Genomic DNA, 17,668 nt, shown 5'->3' on the forward strand with positions numbered 1-17,668 from the left:
TTGTTAGTAAAATTTACAATGCTGAAAATAACAGATAAGAATTAGCTTCTACAAAAGCAAAAAGAGGAAGAAAACTCCCTCTTTTTAAAATTACTTTCCTCTATATTTCAGTTTACCCAACCAGTATAAATAAAGCGTTTTAGACAAACGCAGCATGACGGGAAGAAGAAAAACATTCAAAACCACTACGGTCGTCAGGTACATCCATAGCTCTGGCTTTTCAATCAAAACATTAATGGCTACCAGAGCTGTGATCACCAATGCCACGGAAAATGCATAACTGATGTACATGGCCCCATAGTAAAAGTCTGGCTCTGGCTGGAAATTGGCACCACACACTTCACAATTTTTATTGACTTGGGACAGTTTATTATAACTGATCAAAGACACTGGAAACATATGTCCTTCCCTACATTGGGGGCACTTACCTCCCAACATGGCCACTAATCCACTTTTCTTACTCATTATTTAAAATTTTTCACAAAATTAAACTTCCTGGATTCAGAAGCAGTAACTAAAATCACCATGAAAAAAGGGCTTTACGCCCTTTTATCTTACTTCCTCCAATTCATCCAGTTCGAAATCTTTACCTTTTCCCCATTGGAGAAGTTCGGCAATGGTATAATACTCTAAGGTATCCAAGTCTTTGACTTTGAAATTATCCCCTTGAAGACGGTTCATGATTTCCAACTTCCTAACCTCACCTTGATTGACTAGAAGGTATTTTCTACCTACCCGAAGGTTATCCAACGCTATTGCCATTTTATGCTTTTTCTCGAATCACTACGCCTATGGCTTCAAATGTAATCTCTTTTTTTGGTTCTGTAATGGCAGCAATTTCCTCTTCGGATTTCCCTTGATCTTTTGCAAAATGACGGAGAGTTTCAACATCGGTTTCGGAAAGGACAGCAACCCCGTCCAAAACAATTGGAAAACCTTGGGAATTGGTTGGAACAAAAAATCCATAATCCTTGAAGGTTACACGCATGCTTTCCCCATTCGGCAAGTCCATGGTCAACCAACAGCCCTTACTTGAACAGACTTCTTTGATTTCACCAGAAATTTTTCCCGAAAAAGTTCCTGTTTCCTCTACAGTTCCAATCATTTCTTCAAAAGTCACCACCTCATTACTGGAAATTTCAGCGCCATAATTTCCCGGAACGACTTCGGCTACGCCAATCACGGCCTCGCTTTTTTTATCAGTTTCATGATGGTGGGAATCTGATTCATGATGGGAAGAATCGGATTTTTGACAGGAAAAACTCAATCCTAAAAGAATGGCAAAGGAAATAATACTGGTCTTTTTCATAGTGTATAAAATTTTTCTAAAAATAGACTGTTATCCCACATCCTAAAAAAAAATTAATTCAAACTCTGTCAAAAAAGTCACACAAAATTCAAATAAAGCACTCAATCGATTGCAAAAATTGGAACTTTGAAAATCAATTGAAACAATTTTTTCAATAAACATTCAATTTTTTTAACAATCCTTTAATTTTACAGAGAATTTGATCGAATCAACTCTCTCATGCCTCAAACCAAAAAATTCATCATCGATTTCGACAGTACATTTACCCAAGTAGAAGCTCTGGATATTTTAGGAGAAATATCTTTGGTAAATGACCCCGATGCACCATCCAAACTCCAAGCCATAAAGGACATTACCGACAAGGGAATGGAAGGTTCCATCAACTTTCGGCAAAGCTTGGAGCAGCGTCTGGCAATCCTAAAAGCAAACAAGTCCCAGATCAAAGACCTGATTACTGCCCTTAAAAAGAAAGTCTCTAAGTCATTTGAGAGAAATAAGGAATTCCTGAAGGAAAACGCAGATGATATTTACATCATTTCCAATGGCTTCAAAGACTTCATCATTCCTATTGTATCCGATTATGGGATCAAAAAGGAAAACGTCTTTGCCAATGACTTTGTGTACGATGAATCAGGAAATATCGTAGATTTCAATAGAGAAAATCCCCTATCCCAGAACAACGGAAAGGCAGAAACCATTCGAAGAGTGAATCTGGAAGGGGATATCTATGTGATCGGAGATGGCTATACGGATTATGAAATCAAAGCCTCCGGTTATGCCAATAAGTTTTATGCGTTTACCGAAAACGTACACCGTCCAAAGGTCACCAGTCAGGCAGATCATATCGCACCGAGTTTTGATGAAATCCTATATATCAACAAGTTGAACACGAAATTTTCCTACCCAAAAAGCCGTATCAAAGTTCTCCTACTAGAAAATGTACATCCTATCGGAATTGAGCTACTCAAGGAAGAAGGATATCAAGTAGAGGTGGTAAGCTCCGCCATGAGCGAAGAGGAACTTTGCGAAAAAATCAAGAATGTTTCCATCCTGGGAATCCGTTCCAAGACCAATGTCACCAAAAAGGTATTGGAAAATGCCAATCGCCTGATTGCAATTGGTGCTTTCTGTATTGGTACCAATCAGATTGACCTGGAAACCTGTCAGGAAAAAGGAATTGCAGTTTTCAATGCCCCATTCAGCAATACCCGATCCGTAGTGGAAATGGCAATCGCAGAAATCATCTTCCTGATGAGGAATTTCTTCGATAAAAGTGTCGGAATGCATCAGGGAAAATGGGATAAATCCGCTACAGGAAGCTTCGAGGTAAGAGGCAAAAAACTCGGAATTATAGGATACGGAAATATCGGTGCCCAGCTTTCCGTATTGGCTGAAAACTTGGGCATGAATGTGTTCTACTACGATGTCATCGAAAAACTCGCCCTGGGTAATGCCACCAAACTGGAATCTTTGGACGAATTGCTCCAAACCTGTGACATCATTTCCCTGCATGTGGATGGACGTAAGGAAAATAAGTGTTTGATTGACCGCAAGAAAATCAACATGATGAAAAAGGGAGCCATCTTGGTAAACCTCAGCAGAGGGCATGTAGTGGATATTCCTGCATTAAAAGATGCTATACTTTCTGGTCATTTGGCAGGTTGTGCAGTGGATGTTTTCCCTGAAGAACCCAAAAACAACAAAGAGCCATTTGTCTCTGAATTGAAAGGTCTGCCAAATACCATCCTGACTCCACATATCGGAGGCAGTACTCTGGAAGCCCAGGAAAACATCGCCCGTTTTGTACCGGGCAAAATCATGGAATATGTGAATACGGGAAATACCTTCAATTCGGTCAACTTCCCAAATATCCAGTTGCCTTTCCTAAAGGACGCCCATCGATTGATTCACATTCACCACAATGAACCGGGAGTATTGGCCAAAATCAACCAGGTATTGGCTGGATATGAAATCAACATTGTGGGACAATATCTCAAAACCAATGAAAAAATCGGCTATGTAATTACCGACATTGATAAAGCTTATACACAGGAAGCCATCGAAGCCCTCAAGTCCATTCCGGGCACGATTCGTTTCAGAATCCTTTACTAAAAATCAAAGCTCCCAAACGGGAGCTTTTTTTATTACTAGGGCTTAAATGAAATCTTTTTAACTCTCCAAAAGTCTTCTGCAATAATTGATCTGTCCCAGATGATAATTGAAATGTCCATAGAGATGGATCAGGAAATAACCGTAAGTCATGGGTTCACCGAATACTTCCAATGGATAGGATTTGTTCAGAATGCTTTCATCCAACCCTTCCAAACTTATTTCCAACTGTTTTTTTACCAAATAAATTTCTTCCAGAAGGTCTTTGGTATCAATTCCTTTTGCATTGAACTCCCGCTCACGGTCCCGGATATAGTCAAATCCTCCCATCTCTTTGCAGACAAAAGCTCTGAGATTACCCAGCAAATGCATGCAGAGGTTCCCTGATGAATTGCTGATCCCGGGAGCTGTTTTCCATAGATTTTCCGAATTGGAATACAGCTCGATTTCTTTTGCCAACCTGTCCAGATCCCGCTCGAAAAGTTGAATAAATTCTTTTAAAACCATAAAATTTGGGTTTAAACAATCAAAATTCTAAAACTTAAATCAGTCTCAAAAGTGTCTTTTAGAGTATAAAACGAGGCAGGAAAGAATTTAATATAAAAAAACAGTCAAACCCTTCCCCTAAAACGCTACAACCCTTTGATAAGCAGCCTCCAAATAACTCACTCTGAGCTGTCTACCACATTTTTTCTAGGTCCAAATTTTCCAGCTTTTGGTGGATTTGTTTGACTTTTTGCCGGGCTTGGAGCTTCCTGTGGAGCCTTCCCCTCTTTTTTGCCCTGTTGGGGCTGCTTCTTATTCTTCCTCTGTTTATTCTTAAAATTCGTTTTCTTTTTCTGGCTTTGTCCTCCTCCTGCTGAAGGGGACCTTTTCTGATCACGACGGTATTCAGGTCCAGCTTCAAATCCTTCAGGAAGTGGATTTTGGGTGACTTCCATCCCGATCAGGTTCTCAATCCGGACAAATTTGTGTTGGTCCTTCGGGTTGACAAAAGTAATGGCCTCTCCCTCCTTGTCTGCCCGGGCGGTACGGCCAACTCTGTGCACATAATCTTCCGGATCACTTGGCGTATCGTAATTGATCACCAGTTCGATTCCAACCACATCGATTCCCCTGGAGATGATATCCGTACCGATCAGGATTTTGACTGCCTTGTTTTTAAAAGCGGACATGATCTTCTCCCGCTCCACCTGCTCCAGATCGGAATGGAAGGCTTCCACCTCAAAATGCTTGCGCAAGGCTTTATACAGGGCTTTCACCTTTTCCTTAGTAGAAGCAAAAATGATCACGGCCTCATAGGCTTTCTGGGAAAGAATATGCTTGACCAAGTCCTCCTTTTGCCCGTCATACACAGAATACATGGACTGAGTCACCCCTTCCGCTGTTTTTCCGATGGCAATGGAAATCTCCTCAGGTTGATTGAGAATTTTCATGCTAAACTGACGGATTTTGGGAGGCATAGTAGCCGAAAACAAAACCGTCTGTCTTTTCTTGGGCAGGTAATTGACGATTTTCAAAATATCATCTGAAAATCCCATATCCATCATCCGGTCGGCCTCATCCAGAATCAGATGTTCCAATGAACTCAGATCCATTTTTCCTCCGGCCAAAAGAGCAATCAATCTACCCGGTGTAGCCACCACAATTTCAGCTCCTGTTTCCAAGGCCTTTTTTTGCTGCTCCCATACGATTCCGTCCCCTCCCCCATAAATGGGAATGGAACTGATCCCCAAAAAGTAGGCAAAGCCCTGAATTTGTTGGTCAATCTGAATGGCCAATTCCCGGGTGGGCGCCAATATGAGGGTATTGAGGCGGTTGGTGCCTGCCTTCGAAATCTTGTTTAAAACAGGTAAGATAAAAGCAGCGGTTTTTCCGGTTCCGGTCTGTGCACAAGCAATGAGATCCTTGCCTTCCAAAAGTACAGGGATCGCTTTTTCCTGAATAGGTGTAGGCTTTTCAAAACCCATGGCATCCAGACCTTCCTGAAGCGTGGTTTCAAAGTGAAATTGAGAGAAATCCAAAATGGAATTATTTGATTAAAGATGTGATATCGACAATATGTAACTTACCAAATATAGATTTAATTCCTACAGATTGCCAAATCTACGGGACCTGTCGGGCTAGACCTGATTCAATTCCCTTCCATTTTAGAATAAATGACTGAATTGGACTATATTTCATTTGTTGATAATTTGATAGTAAAAGACCAAAGGAAATCTCAGAGGATCAACATTCATCCACTTGGAATCACTGGCCTCCTTCTTTGTTTCACTCAAGCAAACCAACTTTTATGAATCCAAAAAGACTCAGCCGACTCTTTGCTCTCCCACTGCTAATTTGGCTCCTTCCGCTCCTGGGTTTGGCACAGAACTTCACCCTAAAAGGAAGATTGATCGATTCTGAAACCCGGGAATATCTGGACGGAGCCTCGGTCACGTTGAGGGAAACAGCATTTGGGACGGTGACTGTTGGCGGAGGAAATTTCTCCATTGGCAATCTCCCCGAGGACCGCTATGTGCTTTCCATCAATCTCCAGGGATACAACCGCTATGACCAAGTGGTCCATCTTCAAAAAGACCTCAATCTGGGAGAAATTTTCATGGTCCGAATTGGAGCAGCAGGAAGTGGTGCCGCGCTGCAAAAAACCATTCGATCGGACAACATCATCCGCCTGCTCAATGAGCGCCCCAACTTTATCGGAGGAAACATGGTCTACGGCATCCCTCCTGAACCCAAACAGGTGGAAGGCAACAATTACCTGGACCTCAAATGGAACTCAGCCTCCATCCTGCTCTACCGGGATCAGGAAGTTCTGGAGGGTTTCCGGGTCAGATACAATATCGTCTCCAACATGTTTGAACTGATGGAACCGGAAAACAACCTGGTCTCAGTCATGCCGGGACTTCGGGTACAAAACATCGTGTGGGTGGATTCCACCTATAAAGTCCCCCGCTATTTTGTCAATGGAATGGACTTCCGGGATGAAGGCGTTCCCATTTCGGGATTCTTTGAAGTCCTGATTGACGGGGAGCTTCCCCTGATGCGGAGGACAATGGCCGTCTTCAAAGAATCCAATTACAACACCGCTTTGATGGTTGGTCAAAAAAATGATCAAATCATCAAGCGGAATGTGTACTATTACCTCCGTGGAAAAGACGTAATCGAGGTACCCAAAAACCGCAAAAAGTTCTTTGCCCTCTTTGGAGACAAGGCCGGAGAAATTGAAGACTTTGTCAATTCCAACAGCCTTTCGGTCAAAGATCCCAATTCGGTTTTCAAAGTATTTACCTTTTACAATTCCCAATTCGAAGGCTTCAGACCGATTATGAGCCAATTGATTGACGAAACCAATAATTAAACCATCACCCCTTATGCGAAAATTACATCTAATCGTTTTGCTGTTCCTTGCATGGAACGCCAATGGGCAGGGACTCCCCGGACTGGGCGCTGGTACCACTCCCAATAACAAGCCCATTCTCCATGGAAAAAACTGGGTAGCCATCACCGGTAAACCCCTTGCTGCCACAGCAGGTGCCGCCATCTTCCAACAGGGTGGTAACGCCGTGGACGCATCCTGTGCCATGATTGCCGCCACATCCACCATGTGGGACGTGCTCTCTTGGGGCGGAGAAACCCAAGCCCTGATCTATCATCCGGTAGAGAAGAAAGTCATCGCCATCAATGCCCTGGGCTATGCCCCGACCGGAGCTACGGTGGACTACTACAAGTCCCAGGGAATGGATTATCCCCCTCAGTTTGGACCTTTGGCAGCTACTACCCCGGGCACTCCGGGTGGGATCATGACCATGCTTGCCGAGTATGGAACCATGAGCCTGGAGCAAGTCCTCAAGCCTTCCATGGAGCTGGCAAAAGGCTACCCCATCGAAGCCCAGACGGCCAATGCCATCGAAGCGCAAAAGGCAAGAATCAAACAGTGGCCCTATTCCAAAAAGATCTTCCTGACCCATTTGGGTGAAGAGCGGGAAGCCCCGTCTCCGGGCGAAATATTCGTACAGGAAGATCTGTACCAAACCCTTTCCAAACTGGTAGAGGCGGAAAGAAATGCCCTGAAAGCAGGAAAATCAAGAAAAGAAGCCATCTATGCCGCTTATGACCGGTTCTACAAGGGAGACATCGCCAAAGAAATCGTCAGAGGTACCCGAGAGCAAGGTGGACTCTTCACTGAGGCAGATCTGGCCAACTGGAAAGTAAAAATCGAAGAACCGCTTCATGTGAATTACAAAGGGATCGATGTCTACAAACTTCAGGAATGGACCCAGGGACCTGCTTTGTTGCAGTCCTTGAACATCCTTGAAAACTTCGACCTGAAGTCCATGGGCTACAATTCCGCCAATTACATCCATACCGTGTATCAGGCCATGAGCTTGGCCTTTGCAGACCGGGATTTCTATTACGGAGATCCAGCTTTTGTAAAATCTCCGATGAAAGGCCTCCTTTCCAAGGAATATGCAAAGGAGCGCGCCAAACTGATCGGTTACAACAACGATCCGACCATCGGTCCGGGCGACCCCTATCCTTTCCAGGGAGGAACCAACCCCTATCTGCACATTTTGAAAAAGAACCAGCAGGCCATAGCCTCTCTTTCTCCGGAACAGATCAATTCCACCTTGGATGAGCAGTTTTTGGCGGACTTCCAAAGCGGTACCACTTCCGTGGAAACTGCCGATGCGGAAGGCTGGGTAGTATCCGTGACCCCAAGCGGTGGCTGGATTCCTGCGGTAGTGGCCGGCAATTCCGGAGTGGGTCTTTCCCAGAGAATGCAGAGTTTCGTTCTGGACGAAAACCTCAATCCTTACAACCTTCCGGAGCCGGGCAAGAGACCAAGAGTGACCCTTACCCCAAGCTTGGCGATGAAGGACGGAAGACCTTTCCTTTCCTTTGCGGTGCAGGGCGGGGATTCCCAGGATCAGAACCTGCTTCAGCTTTTCCTCAATGTCGTGGAATTCGGCATGGACGTACAGGAAGCCACCGAAGCGGCCAATTTCAACTCCTACCAGATGCAGAGCTCCTTTGGAGACCATGAAATCCGTCCGGGTGCCATGGTACTGAGAAAAGATACTCCGGACTGGATCCGCAAGGAACTGGCCAAGCGGGGCTATTCCATGGATTTCTGGAACAAGACCTCCGGCCCTCTGAATGCCATCTGGTTTGACTGGAAACACGGCAGCTTCTGGGGAGGAAGCAGTGATTACGGAGACGACTACGGCATCGCCTGGTAAGGGGAATGCTGAATGTTAAATGATGAATGATGAATTAAAAATGGGAACAGGCGAAAGCTTGTTCCTTTTTTTGTTGATTGGAAAAATAGTTGATCCAACACCGAAAAATTTCTTTGCCTTTTCAGCTTTACTGATATCTTTAGGGAACAGTTTTTAATTTCTTTTTTTCGATGGCCCTTTTCCAAAATTCCGTTCTTAAAAAATACATATCCTCTCAAATCCATCAGCCCATGCATGAGGCTTTTGGAGCTTATCTAACTTATTTTCATAATCCCCGAATTCGGGAAAATATCCGGGCTTCAAAGGAAGAACAATTTCAGGAAGGTTTTCTTCGGGAATTGTTTGTCAAAATCCTGGGCTATACCATCAATCCCGAACCAGACTATAATCTGACCACAGAACTCAAAAACATCAAGGATTCCAAAAAGACCGATGGGGCTATTATGAAGGATGGTTCGGCTCTTGCGGTGATAGAATTGAAAGGAACTGATACCAAAGACTTGGATAAAATCAGGGATCAGGCCTTCAATTACAAAAACAACCAACCCGATTGTATCTATGTAATTACGAGTAATTTTGAAAAACTCCGATTCTACATCGACAATGCTGTGGACTTTGTCGAGTTTAATGTTTTGGGAATGCAATGGGAGGAATTTCAACTTTTTTGGCTTTTGCTTCACAAAGAAAACCTCCTCAGTGGAATTCCTAAGAAGGTCAAAGAAGAATCCCTACTCGCGGAAGAGCAGGTTACCAAAAAGCTCTATAAGGATTATTCCACTTTCAAGCAGGAACTCTGGCAGGACTTGGTCAGACAAAATCCCGAAGAGGATGAACTGGTCCTCTACAAGAAAAGCCAAAAGCTCCTCGACCGCTTTCTATTTATCTTCTTTGCCGAGGACAAAGGCCTGCTTCCGCCCAATTCCATCATGGAGATCGTCAATCAGTGGCGAAGCTTGCAGGAACTCGACGCCTACGTTCCTCTCTACAAGCGCTTCAATCTCTACTTCGGCTACCTGAATACCGGCCGAATCCAACCCGGTAAAGCCGAAATCCATGCCTACAACGGGGGACTCTTCGCACCCGACCCGATCCTGGATACCTTGGTGATTTCCGATGAAGTACTGGACAAGCACGTGCGCAAGCTCACCGAGTACGACTTCGAATCCGAAGTGGATACCAATATCCTCGGGCATATCTTCGAGCACAGTCTGAATGATATCGAAAATGTCCGCGCCCAGATCGCCGGGGAAACTGTGGACAAGTCCAAAACCAAGCGCAAGCGGGACGGGGTCTTCTACACGCCCAAGTATATCACCAAGTACATCGTGGACAATACGCTTGGCCGACTCTGTACGGAGAAGAAAGCAGAACTTGGTATTATCGACGAGGACTTTGCCGAGGGAAAGCGGGGAAGGCAAAAGAAAACCATCCAAAAGCTCAAGGAAAGACTGGACAGCTACCGCAACTGGCTGCTGCAACTCACCATCTGCGACCCGGCTTGCGGTTCCGGTGCCTTTCTGAATCAGGTCCTGGAATTCCTGATCGCCGAGCATCGCTACGTGGACGAACTCGAAGCCCAACTCTTCGATACGCCCCTGATTCTTCCCAATGTGGAAAACCACATTCTGGAGAACAACATCTTCGGAGTCGATATCAATGAAGAATCCGTGGAGATCGCCCGCCTCTCCCTATGGCTGCGCACGGCCAAAAAAGGGCGCAAACTCAGCAGCCTAAACTCCAATATCAAAGTTGGCAACTCCCTGATCGATGACCCCGAAGTGGCCGGAGACTTGGCCTTCAACTGGGCCGAGCAATTCCCACAGGTCTTTGCCAAAGGAGGATTTGATGTGGTGGTGGGAAATCCGCCTTATGTTCTTTGTCAACCTTCAAACACGCCAATAAAAGTTCTAGACTTTTATAAAACTTTTGAAGTCGCATGTTATAAAATAGACTTGTTCCATTTGTTCTTTGAAAAATCTTTAAAGATACTTCAGGATTCAGGAAAATTGGGTTTTATAACTCCAAACACATATTTGACAAATAAATACATTTCTCCATTACGGAAGTTTATATTGAATCAAACTGACATTGAACTTATAATTAATCATGAAAAAAATGTTTTCCCTGAAGCAAGCGTAGATGTTTCGACAATTATTTTAAATAAAATAAAGAAAAAAAATAATTTCGTTTTAATATATAAAGATGTTAACTCAGAATTTATTGAAATTGGATCAAAACCACAAAGTCAATGGGAATGTGATAGTGATAGTATTTTCAATATAAAGAGTGAATTTGCATTTAATTTTAAAAATTTTATAGAATTAGGTAAAATTTGTAATACCTATTTTGGTATACAGGCTTATGATAGAACCAGTTCTATATCTGAAAGTAAAATAAATGAATCATTTTTAGAAATAATTGATGGAGGAGATGTTTTTCCGTTTGAGTACGCTAAACCAAGGAAATTCTTTAATTATCGACCAGAAATGATAAAAAGTGGAGGAGATTGGAAAGTATATTCGAAGGAAAGAATTGTTATCAGACAAATTGGTCAAGTTCCTATTGTTGGATTGAGTAGAGCGAACATTCTTGCTTCTAACACTCTTTACAGTGTTTATCCTAAAACTGACAATTTTTCTCTTAGATATTTACTTTGTATTTTAAACTCATCTTTAATAAAAAGATATTGGCTCTCAAAATATTCCGACTCAAAACTCTTATTTCCAAAAATAAAAGGGTTTCAATTAAAAGAACTTCCAATAGTTAATTTGGGCCTAAAAGATCAAGAGATATTTGAAGATTTTGGAGGTCAAGTATTGGAGTTAAAGGATAGACTAAGTTTGCTTAAGGAATCTTTTGTTTTATTCATTAATAAAAAATTTAGTCAATTAGAATTAAACAAGAATTTCCTCTCGGAAAAAGATTTTGTCAATTTTATTGGAGAGTTAAACAAGGCCAAGGTGAAATTGAGTTTGTCCGAAGAAGCCGAGTGGATGGCCTATTTTACTGAACAAAAAGCCAAGGCCTCAGCCTTACAAGCGGAAATAACCCGCCTCGACCGCGAAATCGACGCCCTAGTCTATGAATTGTATGGCTTGACCGAGGAAGAGATTAGGATTGTGGAAAATCAAAAATAAAATGGGAAAGAAGGAAAACATTCTCGAAGAATATAAAGTACTCAGAGAAGAAATTGTTAGACTTGAGAAAGAACAAATGACAATTTCCTATTATGTATTAGGTGTAATAATTGCTTCAGCAAGTGCGGGGTTTACTTCAAATCATTATTTATTACTATTTCTTCCATTTATTTATTTAATAATTCTAATTTGGGGATTAGAACGCTACTTTATCGCTGCAAATTTGAGGGTAAAATTAAGCTCCTATCTGGAAATTTTTATTGAAAAAGAATTAAAAGGAATTAATTGGGAAAGCCGAAATTTGCATTTTAAAAAAAATGAAAGATGGGTTCAAAATAAATATTTTAGAAGATTCACAAACTTCTTCACCTTATCAGTTACTATTGATTTGTTTTTGATTTTTATGTTTTATGGGGAAATTGGTTTTATTGATTCATATTTTTTAAAATATATATTATCTTTAGTTTTATTTATTTTATTCCTAATTAGAATAGTATATTTATATAATACGGTTTTTCATTATCCTAGACATAGCGAATATAAAAAAAAATGGAAAGAAATATCTGAAAGGGAATAGAATGCTGTCCCCGACTGGGAGTAGTATTTTTGACTAAGCGTAGATTGTATCTACGCTTTCATATTTTTTAGGAATTTGCAATTCCTTTCTTCCTCTATCCTGCCTAAGGCAGTTTCTTGATTGCTCACCTTAATTCACCACCTAACTGGCGTGCCTAACGGCACTGGAAAATATCCAGGAAAGTCCCGTAGGGACGAAAGCCAGGTAACCCAGAACATCCCAAGCCCCCTCCAAGTCCCATGGGGACGGTACAATTGGTTTGAATTTGCAATTCCTTTTTTGGGTCTATTCAAATCAAATCCTCGGGAAAATATCCGGAATCCTTCAACAATCTCATAACAAATTCGCCCTCAATACAGGGTTAATTCGTGGTAAATCAACCCTTTATTTTTTATGTCATGAAATTTACCTGAAAGTAAATCCTGGCAAATCCGCAAAAAACCGCACATTTCGGCAAATAGCGCATATTCCTTTGCCAAAGCCATAACCCTTATTTTACTTTGCTTTTCAGCATTTTTCATCTTTAAAACCTTAGAAATCATGGCAAGACTTATAGGATTGGGCGGATTCAGTCCACAGGGAAAATCAGGAGGCTTCACTTTCTATCAACTCAATGGACAAACCATCATGCGAAGACTGCCTGCCAGTCATCGAAACAAAACTAATCCTACTTCTCTTCAGCTTCTTTACAGACAGCGTTTCAAGGAAATCAATGCGTTCTTGAAACCATTTAAAGAGGTATTAAACTTCGGCTTCCAAAACCAATGCACCCAAAGTAAAAGAGGGACCCACTGTGCCTATCAGGAATTGGTACAACGGGGATATACCTTTGGGCAGGAACCCCGAATTGATCCTTCCTACCTCAAAATATCTGCAGGAAGTCTTTTGGGACCAGAAGAGGTAAAGGCGACTAAAGAAAATCAGTTGATCAGGCTTACTTGGCGTGATCCATCCAAACAAGGTAGTTCTTTCCATCCAGCTCAAGTCCTGGTATTCCTACTTCATCTCCCTTCTGGGTCATTTTATTGGTTTCCAGAAGCGGGCAAATCCCATCATCTGGAATTAAGTGTAGAAGTAAAGGAAACTGATCAGGATAAAGTTTGGAGTGTTTATTTGGCTTTTTACCGAAAAGTCAATCCCAAGAAAATCGACTTTTCAGATTCAGTTTTTGTACAAAACATCTAAAAACAACCAGTGCTTGGATTTTACATCTTTGGCAGGACCTTTTATCTTTATCAGATGAAATTTTCGACCCTGCTATTGGGACTTCTGGTCATTTGGCTATCCATTAGCCCTTGCTGCATGGAAGAGTCCGTGGTTTGTGGTTCCCCGACTGGGAGTAGTATTTTTGACTAAGCGTAGATTGTATCTACGCTTTCATATTTTTTAGGAATTTGTAATTCCTTTCTTCCTCTATCCTGCCTACGGCAGTTTCTTGATTGCTTGCCTTAATTCACCACCCAACTGGCGTGCCTAACGGCACTGGAAATAAACCAGGAAAGTCCCGTAGGGACGAAAGTCCGGTAACATAGAGCATCCCAAGCCCCCTCCAAGTCCCATAGGGACGGTACAACTATTCCTATGTATTTTCACCGGTACCCTGCTTACTGCAGTTTTAGAATAGCTTGCCTTAATTCACCACCCAACTGGCGTGCCTAACGGCACTGGAAAAAAACCAGGAAAGTCCCGTAGGGACGAAAGCCAGGTAACCCAGAACATCCCAAGCCCCCTCCAAGTCCCATAGGGACGGTACAACTATTCCTATGTATTTTCACCGGTACCCTGCCTATAGCAGTTTCTTGATTGCTTGCCTTACTTCACCACCCAACTGGCCTGCTTAAAGGCACTGGAAAAAAACCAGGAAAGTCCCGTAGGGACGAAAGTCTGGTAACCTATAACATCCCCCGACTGGGCGTAGATAAATCGTTTGACTAGGTGTAGTTTGCAACCCTGACTGGGAGTAGATATATCGTTTGACTTGGTGTAGTTTGCAACTACACCATTTTATTTTTAGGAATTTGTAATTCCTTTCTTCCTCTATCCTGCCTACAGCAGTTTCTTGATTGCTTACCTTAATTCACCACCTAACTAGCGTGCCTAAAGGCACTGGAAAATAACCAAGAAAGTCCCGTAGGGACGAAAGTCTGGTAACCCAGAACATCCCAAGCCCCCTCCAAGTCCCATAGGGACGGTACAACCATTCCTATGTATTTTCACCAGTACCCTGCCTACGGCAGTTTCTTGATTCCTTGACTTAATTCCCGACCTAACTAGCGTGCCTAAAGGCACTGGCCAAAAAAGCCCCACTGAGTGTAGAATTCCTTGTTAGGACTAAGCGTAGATTGTATCTACGCTTTCATATTTTTTAGGAATTTGTAATTCTTTTCGGACAAGTTCAACCCGCTTCGGGGTTGGTGTTCACCATCGTGACCTTTTCTTCCCTAGGTTTCACCTAGGGCTCCGCCGCAGCGGACAAGTTATTCAGAGGTTCGACGGCTTCACCGTCTTTTTCCCATTCCAATAATTGATCAAAAATCATTGACGGCTTCCCCAGACTTAGGCCATAATGACCCCTGACAAGGGGTCCAACCTTTCAATAGCCATGGGTAAAACCCATGGAAATGAAGATCAACAGATGATGATTTATACGACCCCAAAGGGGTCGAACTTCTTTCTTTGTTGCCTTTTTTAAATTCATTTCTGAAATTCAATTATCCTTTTTTCATTCAAATCCAATACGTTATGGCCACACATACCCAACTTTTATATCATATTGTTTTTTCGACCAAGTATCGAGAGCCCACCATAGTTTTTGACCAGAAAAAACGACTTTTTGCCTATATCCATCAACTATTAAACAATAAAAACTGCCATATGTATCGAATTAATGGTGTTGAAGATCACCTTCATATTTTGACACATATCCATCCTACCAATTCAATTTCTTCCTTGATCAAAGACATCAAATTGGCAGCAGATGATTTCATCAAAAAGGAAGATGTTTTCCCAAAATTCAAAGGCTGGCAAGATGGTTATGGAGCGTTTTCAGAGTCCTATTCGGCCAAAAACCGCTTAATCAACTACATCAAAAATCAAGAGAAGCACCATCAAAAGATTTCCTTTTTGGATGAATACAAGGCAATCCTAAAAGATCATGAAATCGAATTTGATGAAAAATATCTTTTGTAGGTGCCATCTTATAAACCCTGTAAGTTCAACCCTTACAGGGTTGTTAAAACGGTCTCAAACACCCGTTCTAATCCCCCGGTTTTACCGGGGGCTACTCAAAGGTTCGATCCTTACAGGATCATTTATTTGACCAACAGAAATTCTAACTAGGGAAGACCCCGAAAGGGGTCCAACCTTTCAATAGCCATGGGTAAAACCCATGGAAATGAAGATCAACAGATGATGATTTTATACGACCCCAAAGGGGTCGAACTTATTCTTACCTTCTATTTTATGGAATTTGTAATTCCGCTTTCCAAACCTTCACTACTCCCTGTATCCTGCCTACGGCAGTTTCTTGATTCCTTGACTTAATTCCCGACCTAACTAGCGTACCTAACGGCATTTGCCAAAAAAGCCCCCTCCAAGTCCCATAGGGACGGTACAATTGGTTTGAATTTGGAATTCTGCCCCATTAGGCCGCGCATCTCAGCTTGCAACCTATACCATTCATTCATCATATTCCAATGCCAGTGGATTGAATTTTTGATTACCTTAAAACCATCAATCAATACCATCACCTTATGAGAAAAGTATACCAACCGGTTTTGTTGCTTGCCATGGGTTTGGGAAGCGTTCTTCCCCTTCAGGCCCAGAAGAAAACAAAACCCAATCCCCTCAAAACAGAGGTTCAAAATTCGGTAGACAGCCGATTTGAAGCACTTACTGACCTCAGTGACAAAATCTGGTCATTCGAGGAAATAGCCTTTCAGGAAAGCCAATCCGCTGCTGCCCTATCCGATTATGCGGAATCCCTGGGTTTTAAAGTGACCCGTGGTGTGGCGGAGATCCCCACTGCTTTCGTAGCCGAATACGGTTCCGGACATCCCATCATCGGGGTGTTGGGAGAATTTGATGCCTTGCCGGGACTTTCCCAAAATACCGTTCCATACAAAGACCCAGTGCATGAAGGAGCACCGGGACACGGATGTGGACACAACCTCTTCGGAGTGGCTTCTTTGGGAGCAGCTTCTGCCATCAAGGATTTGATTGCTGAAGGAAAATTGCAGGGAACAGTCCGATTCTACGGAACGCCTGCCGAGGAAAAGTTTTTCGGGAAACTCTGGATGATCCGTGCAGGGCTTTTTGAAGATGTGGATGTCATGATGGATTGGCACCCGGCTGCAGAAACCAAGGCGGCGGTTCAGAAAGGACTTGCTTTGGTGGATTTCCTGGTGGAGTTTAGAGGACAGGCAGCCCATGCTTCTGCAGATCCCTGGAACGGACGCAGTGCAGCGGATGCCTTGGAACTGTATACAACCGGGATCAACTATTACCGAGAGCACATCAAGCCTACTGTAAGAATCCACTACCATATTCAGGACGCCGGGCAAGTGGTCAATGTAGTTCCGGATTACAGCCGAATCTGGGTGCGGGTTCGGGACAGCAGCCGAGAAGGCTTGATTCCGGTTTGGAAACAAGTTGAAAAGATGGCGGAAGGTGCTGCAATCCTGGCCAATGTGGATTATGAGGTGAACTTAATTTCCGGAGTCCATGAAGTATTGGTCAACAGAACCGGTTCGGCTGCCTTGCAGAAAAACCTGGAGACCTTAGGCTCCATTACCTATACCGAAGAGGAGCAGGAATTTGCAAAGAAAATCCAGGAAGCTACCGGAAAGCCACAGATTGGTTTGGTATCCAAAATCGAACCGATGGAGGAAACCGCAGAGCATTCCATGGGAGGAAGTACCGATGTGGGAGATGTGAGCTGGGTAGTACCGACTATCCGCCTGAGCGCCACCACCGCACCGAACGGAACCCCTTGGCACTCCTGGGCCGTAGTAGCTGCCGGAGGGATGTCCATTGGACACAAAGGTATGGCTTATGCGGCCAAAGCTTTGGCGATGACCATGGTGGATCTGTATCAAAATGAAGAACTCAGAGAGTCTGTACAAGCGGAATTCAAGGAGAAAAAAGGAGATTATGTGTACAAGGGAATCATTCCTGACGGCCCTCCTCCAATCAATTCCAAGCTTCAATAAAATTCCAAAGCCAGCCCAAAAGGTTGGCTTTTTTATTGGCTCGTTCACTCAATCTGACAAGGCCCCCACTTTTGGAGGGACTT

The 17,668-nt window shown here is 43.0% G+C and carries 15 protein-coding genes; 9 read left to right on the forward strand and 6 right to left on the reverse strand.

Annotation, left to right across the window (positions count from 1 at the left end):
* Positions 1 to 90 precede the first annotated feature (90 nt).
* The 3 genes from P2G54_RS09155 to P2G54_RS09165 form a co-directional block, all read right to left on the reverse strand.
* Positions 91 to 465, reverse strand: a complete 375-nt coding sequence (locus P2G54_RS09155; RefSeq protein ID WP_275870357.1) for a DUF983 domain-containing protein — start codon at positions 463 to 465, stop codon at positions 91 to 93.
* Between the two features lie 84 nt (positions 466 to 549).
* Entirely contained in the window at positions 550 to 762 is a 213-nt protein-coding gene (locus P2G54_RS09160; protein ID WP_275870359.1) for a hypothetical protein, read from the reverse strand.
* 1 nt (position 763) lies between these two features.
* The gene (locus tag P2G54_RS09165; protein WP_275870361.1) at positions 764 to 1,309 is read right to left on the reverse strand and encodes a DUF4920 domain-containing protein; all 546 of its coding nucleotides are present in this window, start codon (positions 1,307 to 1,309) and stop codon (positions 764 to 766) included.
* Positions 1,310 to 1,528: 219 nt separating this feature from the next.
* Between P2G54_RS09165 and serA the strand changes: the two genes are divergently transcribed.
* On the forward strand, positions 1,529 to 3,421 hold the full coding sequence (gene serA / locus P2G54_RS09170; RefSeq protein WP_275870363.1) for a phosphoglycerate dehydrogenase: 1,893 nt from the start codon (positions 1,529 to 1,531) through the stop codon (positions 3,419 to 3,421).
* A 57-nt stretch (positions 3,422 to 3,478) separates the two neighbouring features.
* Here the strand turns inward: serA and P2G54_RS09175 are convergent, their stop codons facing one another.
* Together P2G54_RS09175 and P2G54_RS09180 are read right to left on the reverse strand one after the other, a co-directional pair.
* Positions 3,479 to 3,925 carry a DinB family protein gene (locus P2G54_RS09175; RefSeq protein ID WP_275870365.1) on the reverse strand — a complete coding sequence of 149 codons (447 nt, stop codon included), beginning with the start codon at positions 3,923 to 3,925 and terminating at the stop codon, positions 3,479 to 3,481.
* A gap of 158 nt (positions 3,926 to 4,083) precedes the next feature.
* A complete protein-coding gene (locus P2G54_RS09180) occupies positions 4,084 to 5,442 on the reverse strand; it encodes a DEAD/DEAH box helicase (RefSeq protein WP_275870367.1) in 1,359 nt (452 codons plus the stop codon).
* Between the two features lie 269 nt (positions 5,443 to 5,711).
* On the opposite strand from P2G54_RS09180, the gene P2G54_RS09185 reads away from it, so the two are divergent.
* From P2G54_RS09185 to P2G54_RS09200, 4 genes are all read left to right on the forward strand, one after another.
* Positions 5,712 to 6,779: a carboxypeptidase-like regulatory domain-containing protein gene (locus P2G54_RS09185; RefSeq protein ID WP_275870369.1), complete on the forward strand. Its 1,068-nt coding sequence runs from the start codon at positions 5,712 to 5,714 to the stop codon at positions 6,777 to 6,779.
* 13 nt (positions 6,780 to 6,792) lie between these two features.
* A complete protein-coding gene (locus P2G54_RS09190; RefSeq protein ID WP_275870371.1) occupies positions 6,793 to 8,661 on the forward strand; it encodes a gamma-glutamyltransferase in 1,869 nt (622 codons plus the stop codon).
* 230 nt (positions 8,662 to 8,891) lie between these two features.
* Positions 8,892 to 11,798 carry a TaqI-like C-terminal specificity domain-containing protein gene (locus P2G54_RS09195; protein WP_275870373.1) on the forward strand — a complete coding sequence of 969 codons (2,907 nt, stop codon included), beginning with the start codon at positions 8,892 to 8,894 and terminating at the stop codon, positions 11,796 to 11,798.
* A gap of 1 nt (position 11,799) precedes the next feature.
* Positions 11,800 to 12,375, forward strand: a complete 576-nt coding sequence (locus tag P2G54_RS09200; RefSeq protein ID WP_275870375.1) for a hypothetical protein — start codon at positions 11,800 to 11,802, stop codon at positions 12,373 to 12,375.
* A gap of 350 nt (positions 12,376 to 12,725) precedes the next feature.
* On the opposite strand, the gene P2G54_RS09205 is transcribed toward P2G54_RS09200, so the two are convergent.
* Positions 12,726 to 12,917, reverse strand: a complete 192-nt coding sequence (locus P2G54_RS09205) for a hypothetical protein (protein ID WP_275870377.1) — start codon at positions 12,915 to 12,917, stop codon at positions 12,726 to 12,728.
* Here P2G54_RS09205 and P2G54_RS09210 point away from each other — a divergent pair.
* From P2G54_RS09210 to P2G54_RS09225, 4 genes are all read left to right on the forward strand, one after another.
* Positions 12,916 to 13,560 (forward strand): hypothetical protein, encoded by a 645-nt coding sequence (locus tag P2G54_RS09210; protein WP_275870379.1) that lies wholly within the window; start codon positions 12,916 to 12,918, stop codon positions 13,558 to 13,560. The genes P2G54_RS09205 and P2G54_RS09210 overlap by 2 nt on opposite strands.
* 1,557 nt (positions 13,561 to 15,117) lie before the next feature.
* Entirely contained in the window at positions 15,118 to 15,564 is a 447-nt protein-coding gene (gene tnpA, locus P2G54_RS09215; RefSeq protein WP_275870381.1) for an IS200/IS605 family transposase, read from the forward strand.
* Positions 15,565 to 15,750: 186 nt separating this feature from the next.
* On the forward strand, positions 15,751 to 15,918 hold the full coding sequence (locus tag P2G54_RS09220) for a hypothetical protein (protein WP_275870383.1): 168 nt from the start codon (positions 15,751 to 15,753) through the stop codon (positions 15,916 to 15,918).
* Between the two features lie 209 nt (positions 15,919 to 16,127).
* A complete protein-coding gene (locus tag P2G54_RS09225; protein ID WP_275870384.1) occupies positions 16,128 to 17,585 on the forward strand; it encodes an amidohydrolase in 1,458 nt (485 codons plus the stop codon).
* The last annotated feature ends 83 nt before the right edge of the window (positions 17,586 to 17,668 follow it).

The organism is Algoriphagus sp. CAU 1675 (assembly GCF_029222925.1).
GTDB lineage: Bacteria > Bacteroidota > Bacteroidia > Cytophagales > Cyclobacteriaceae > Algoriphagus.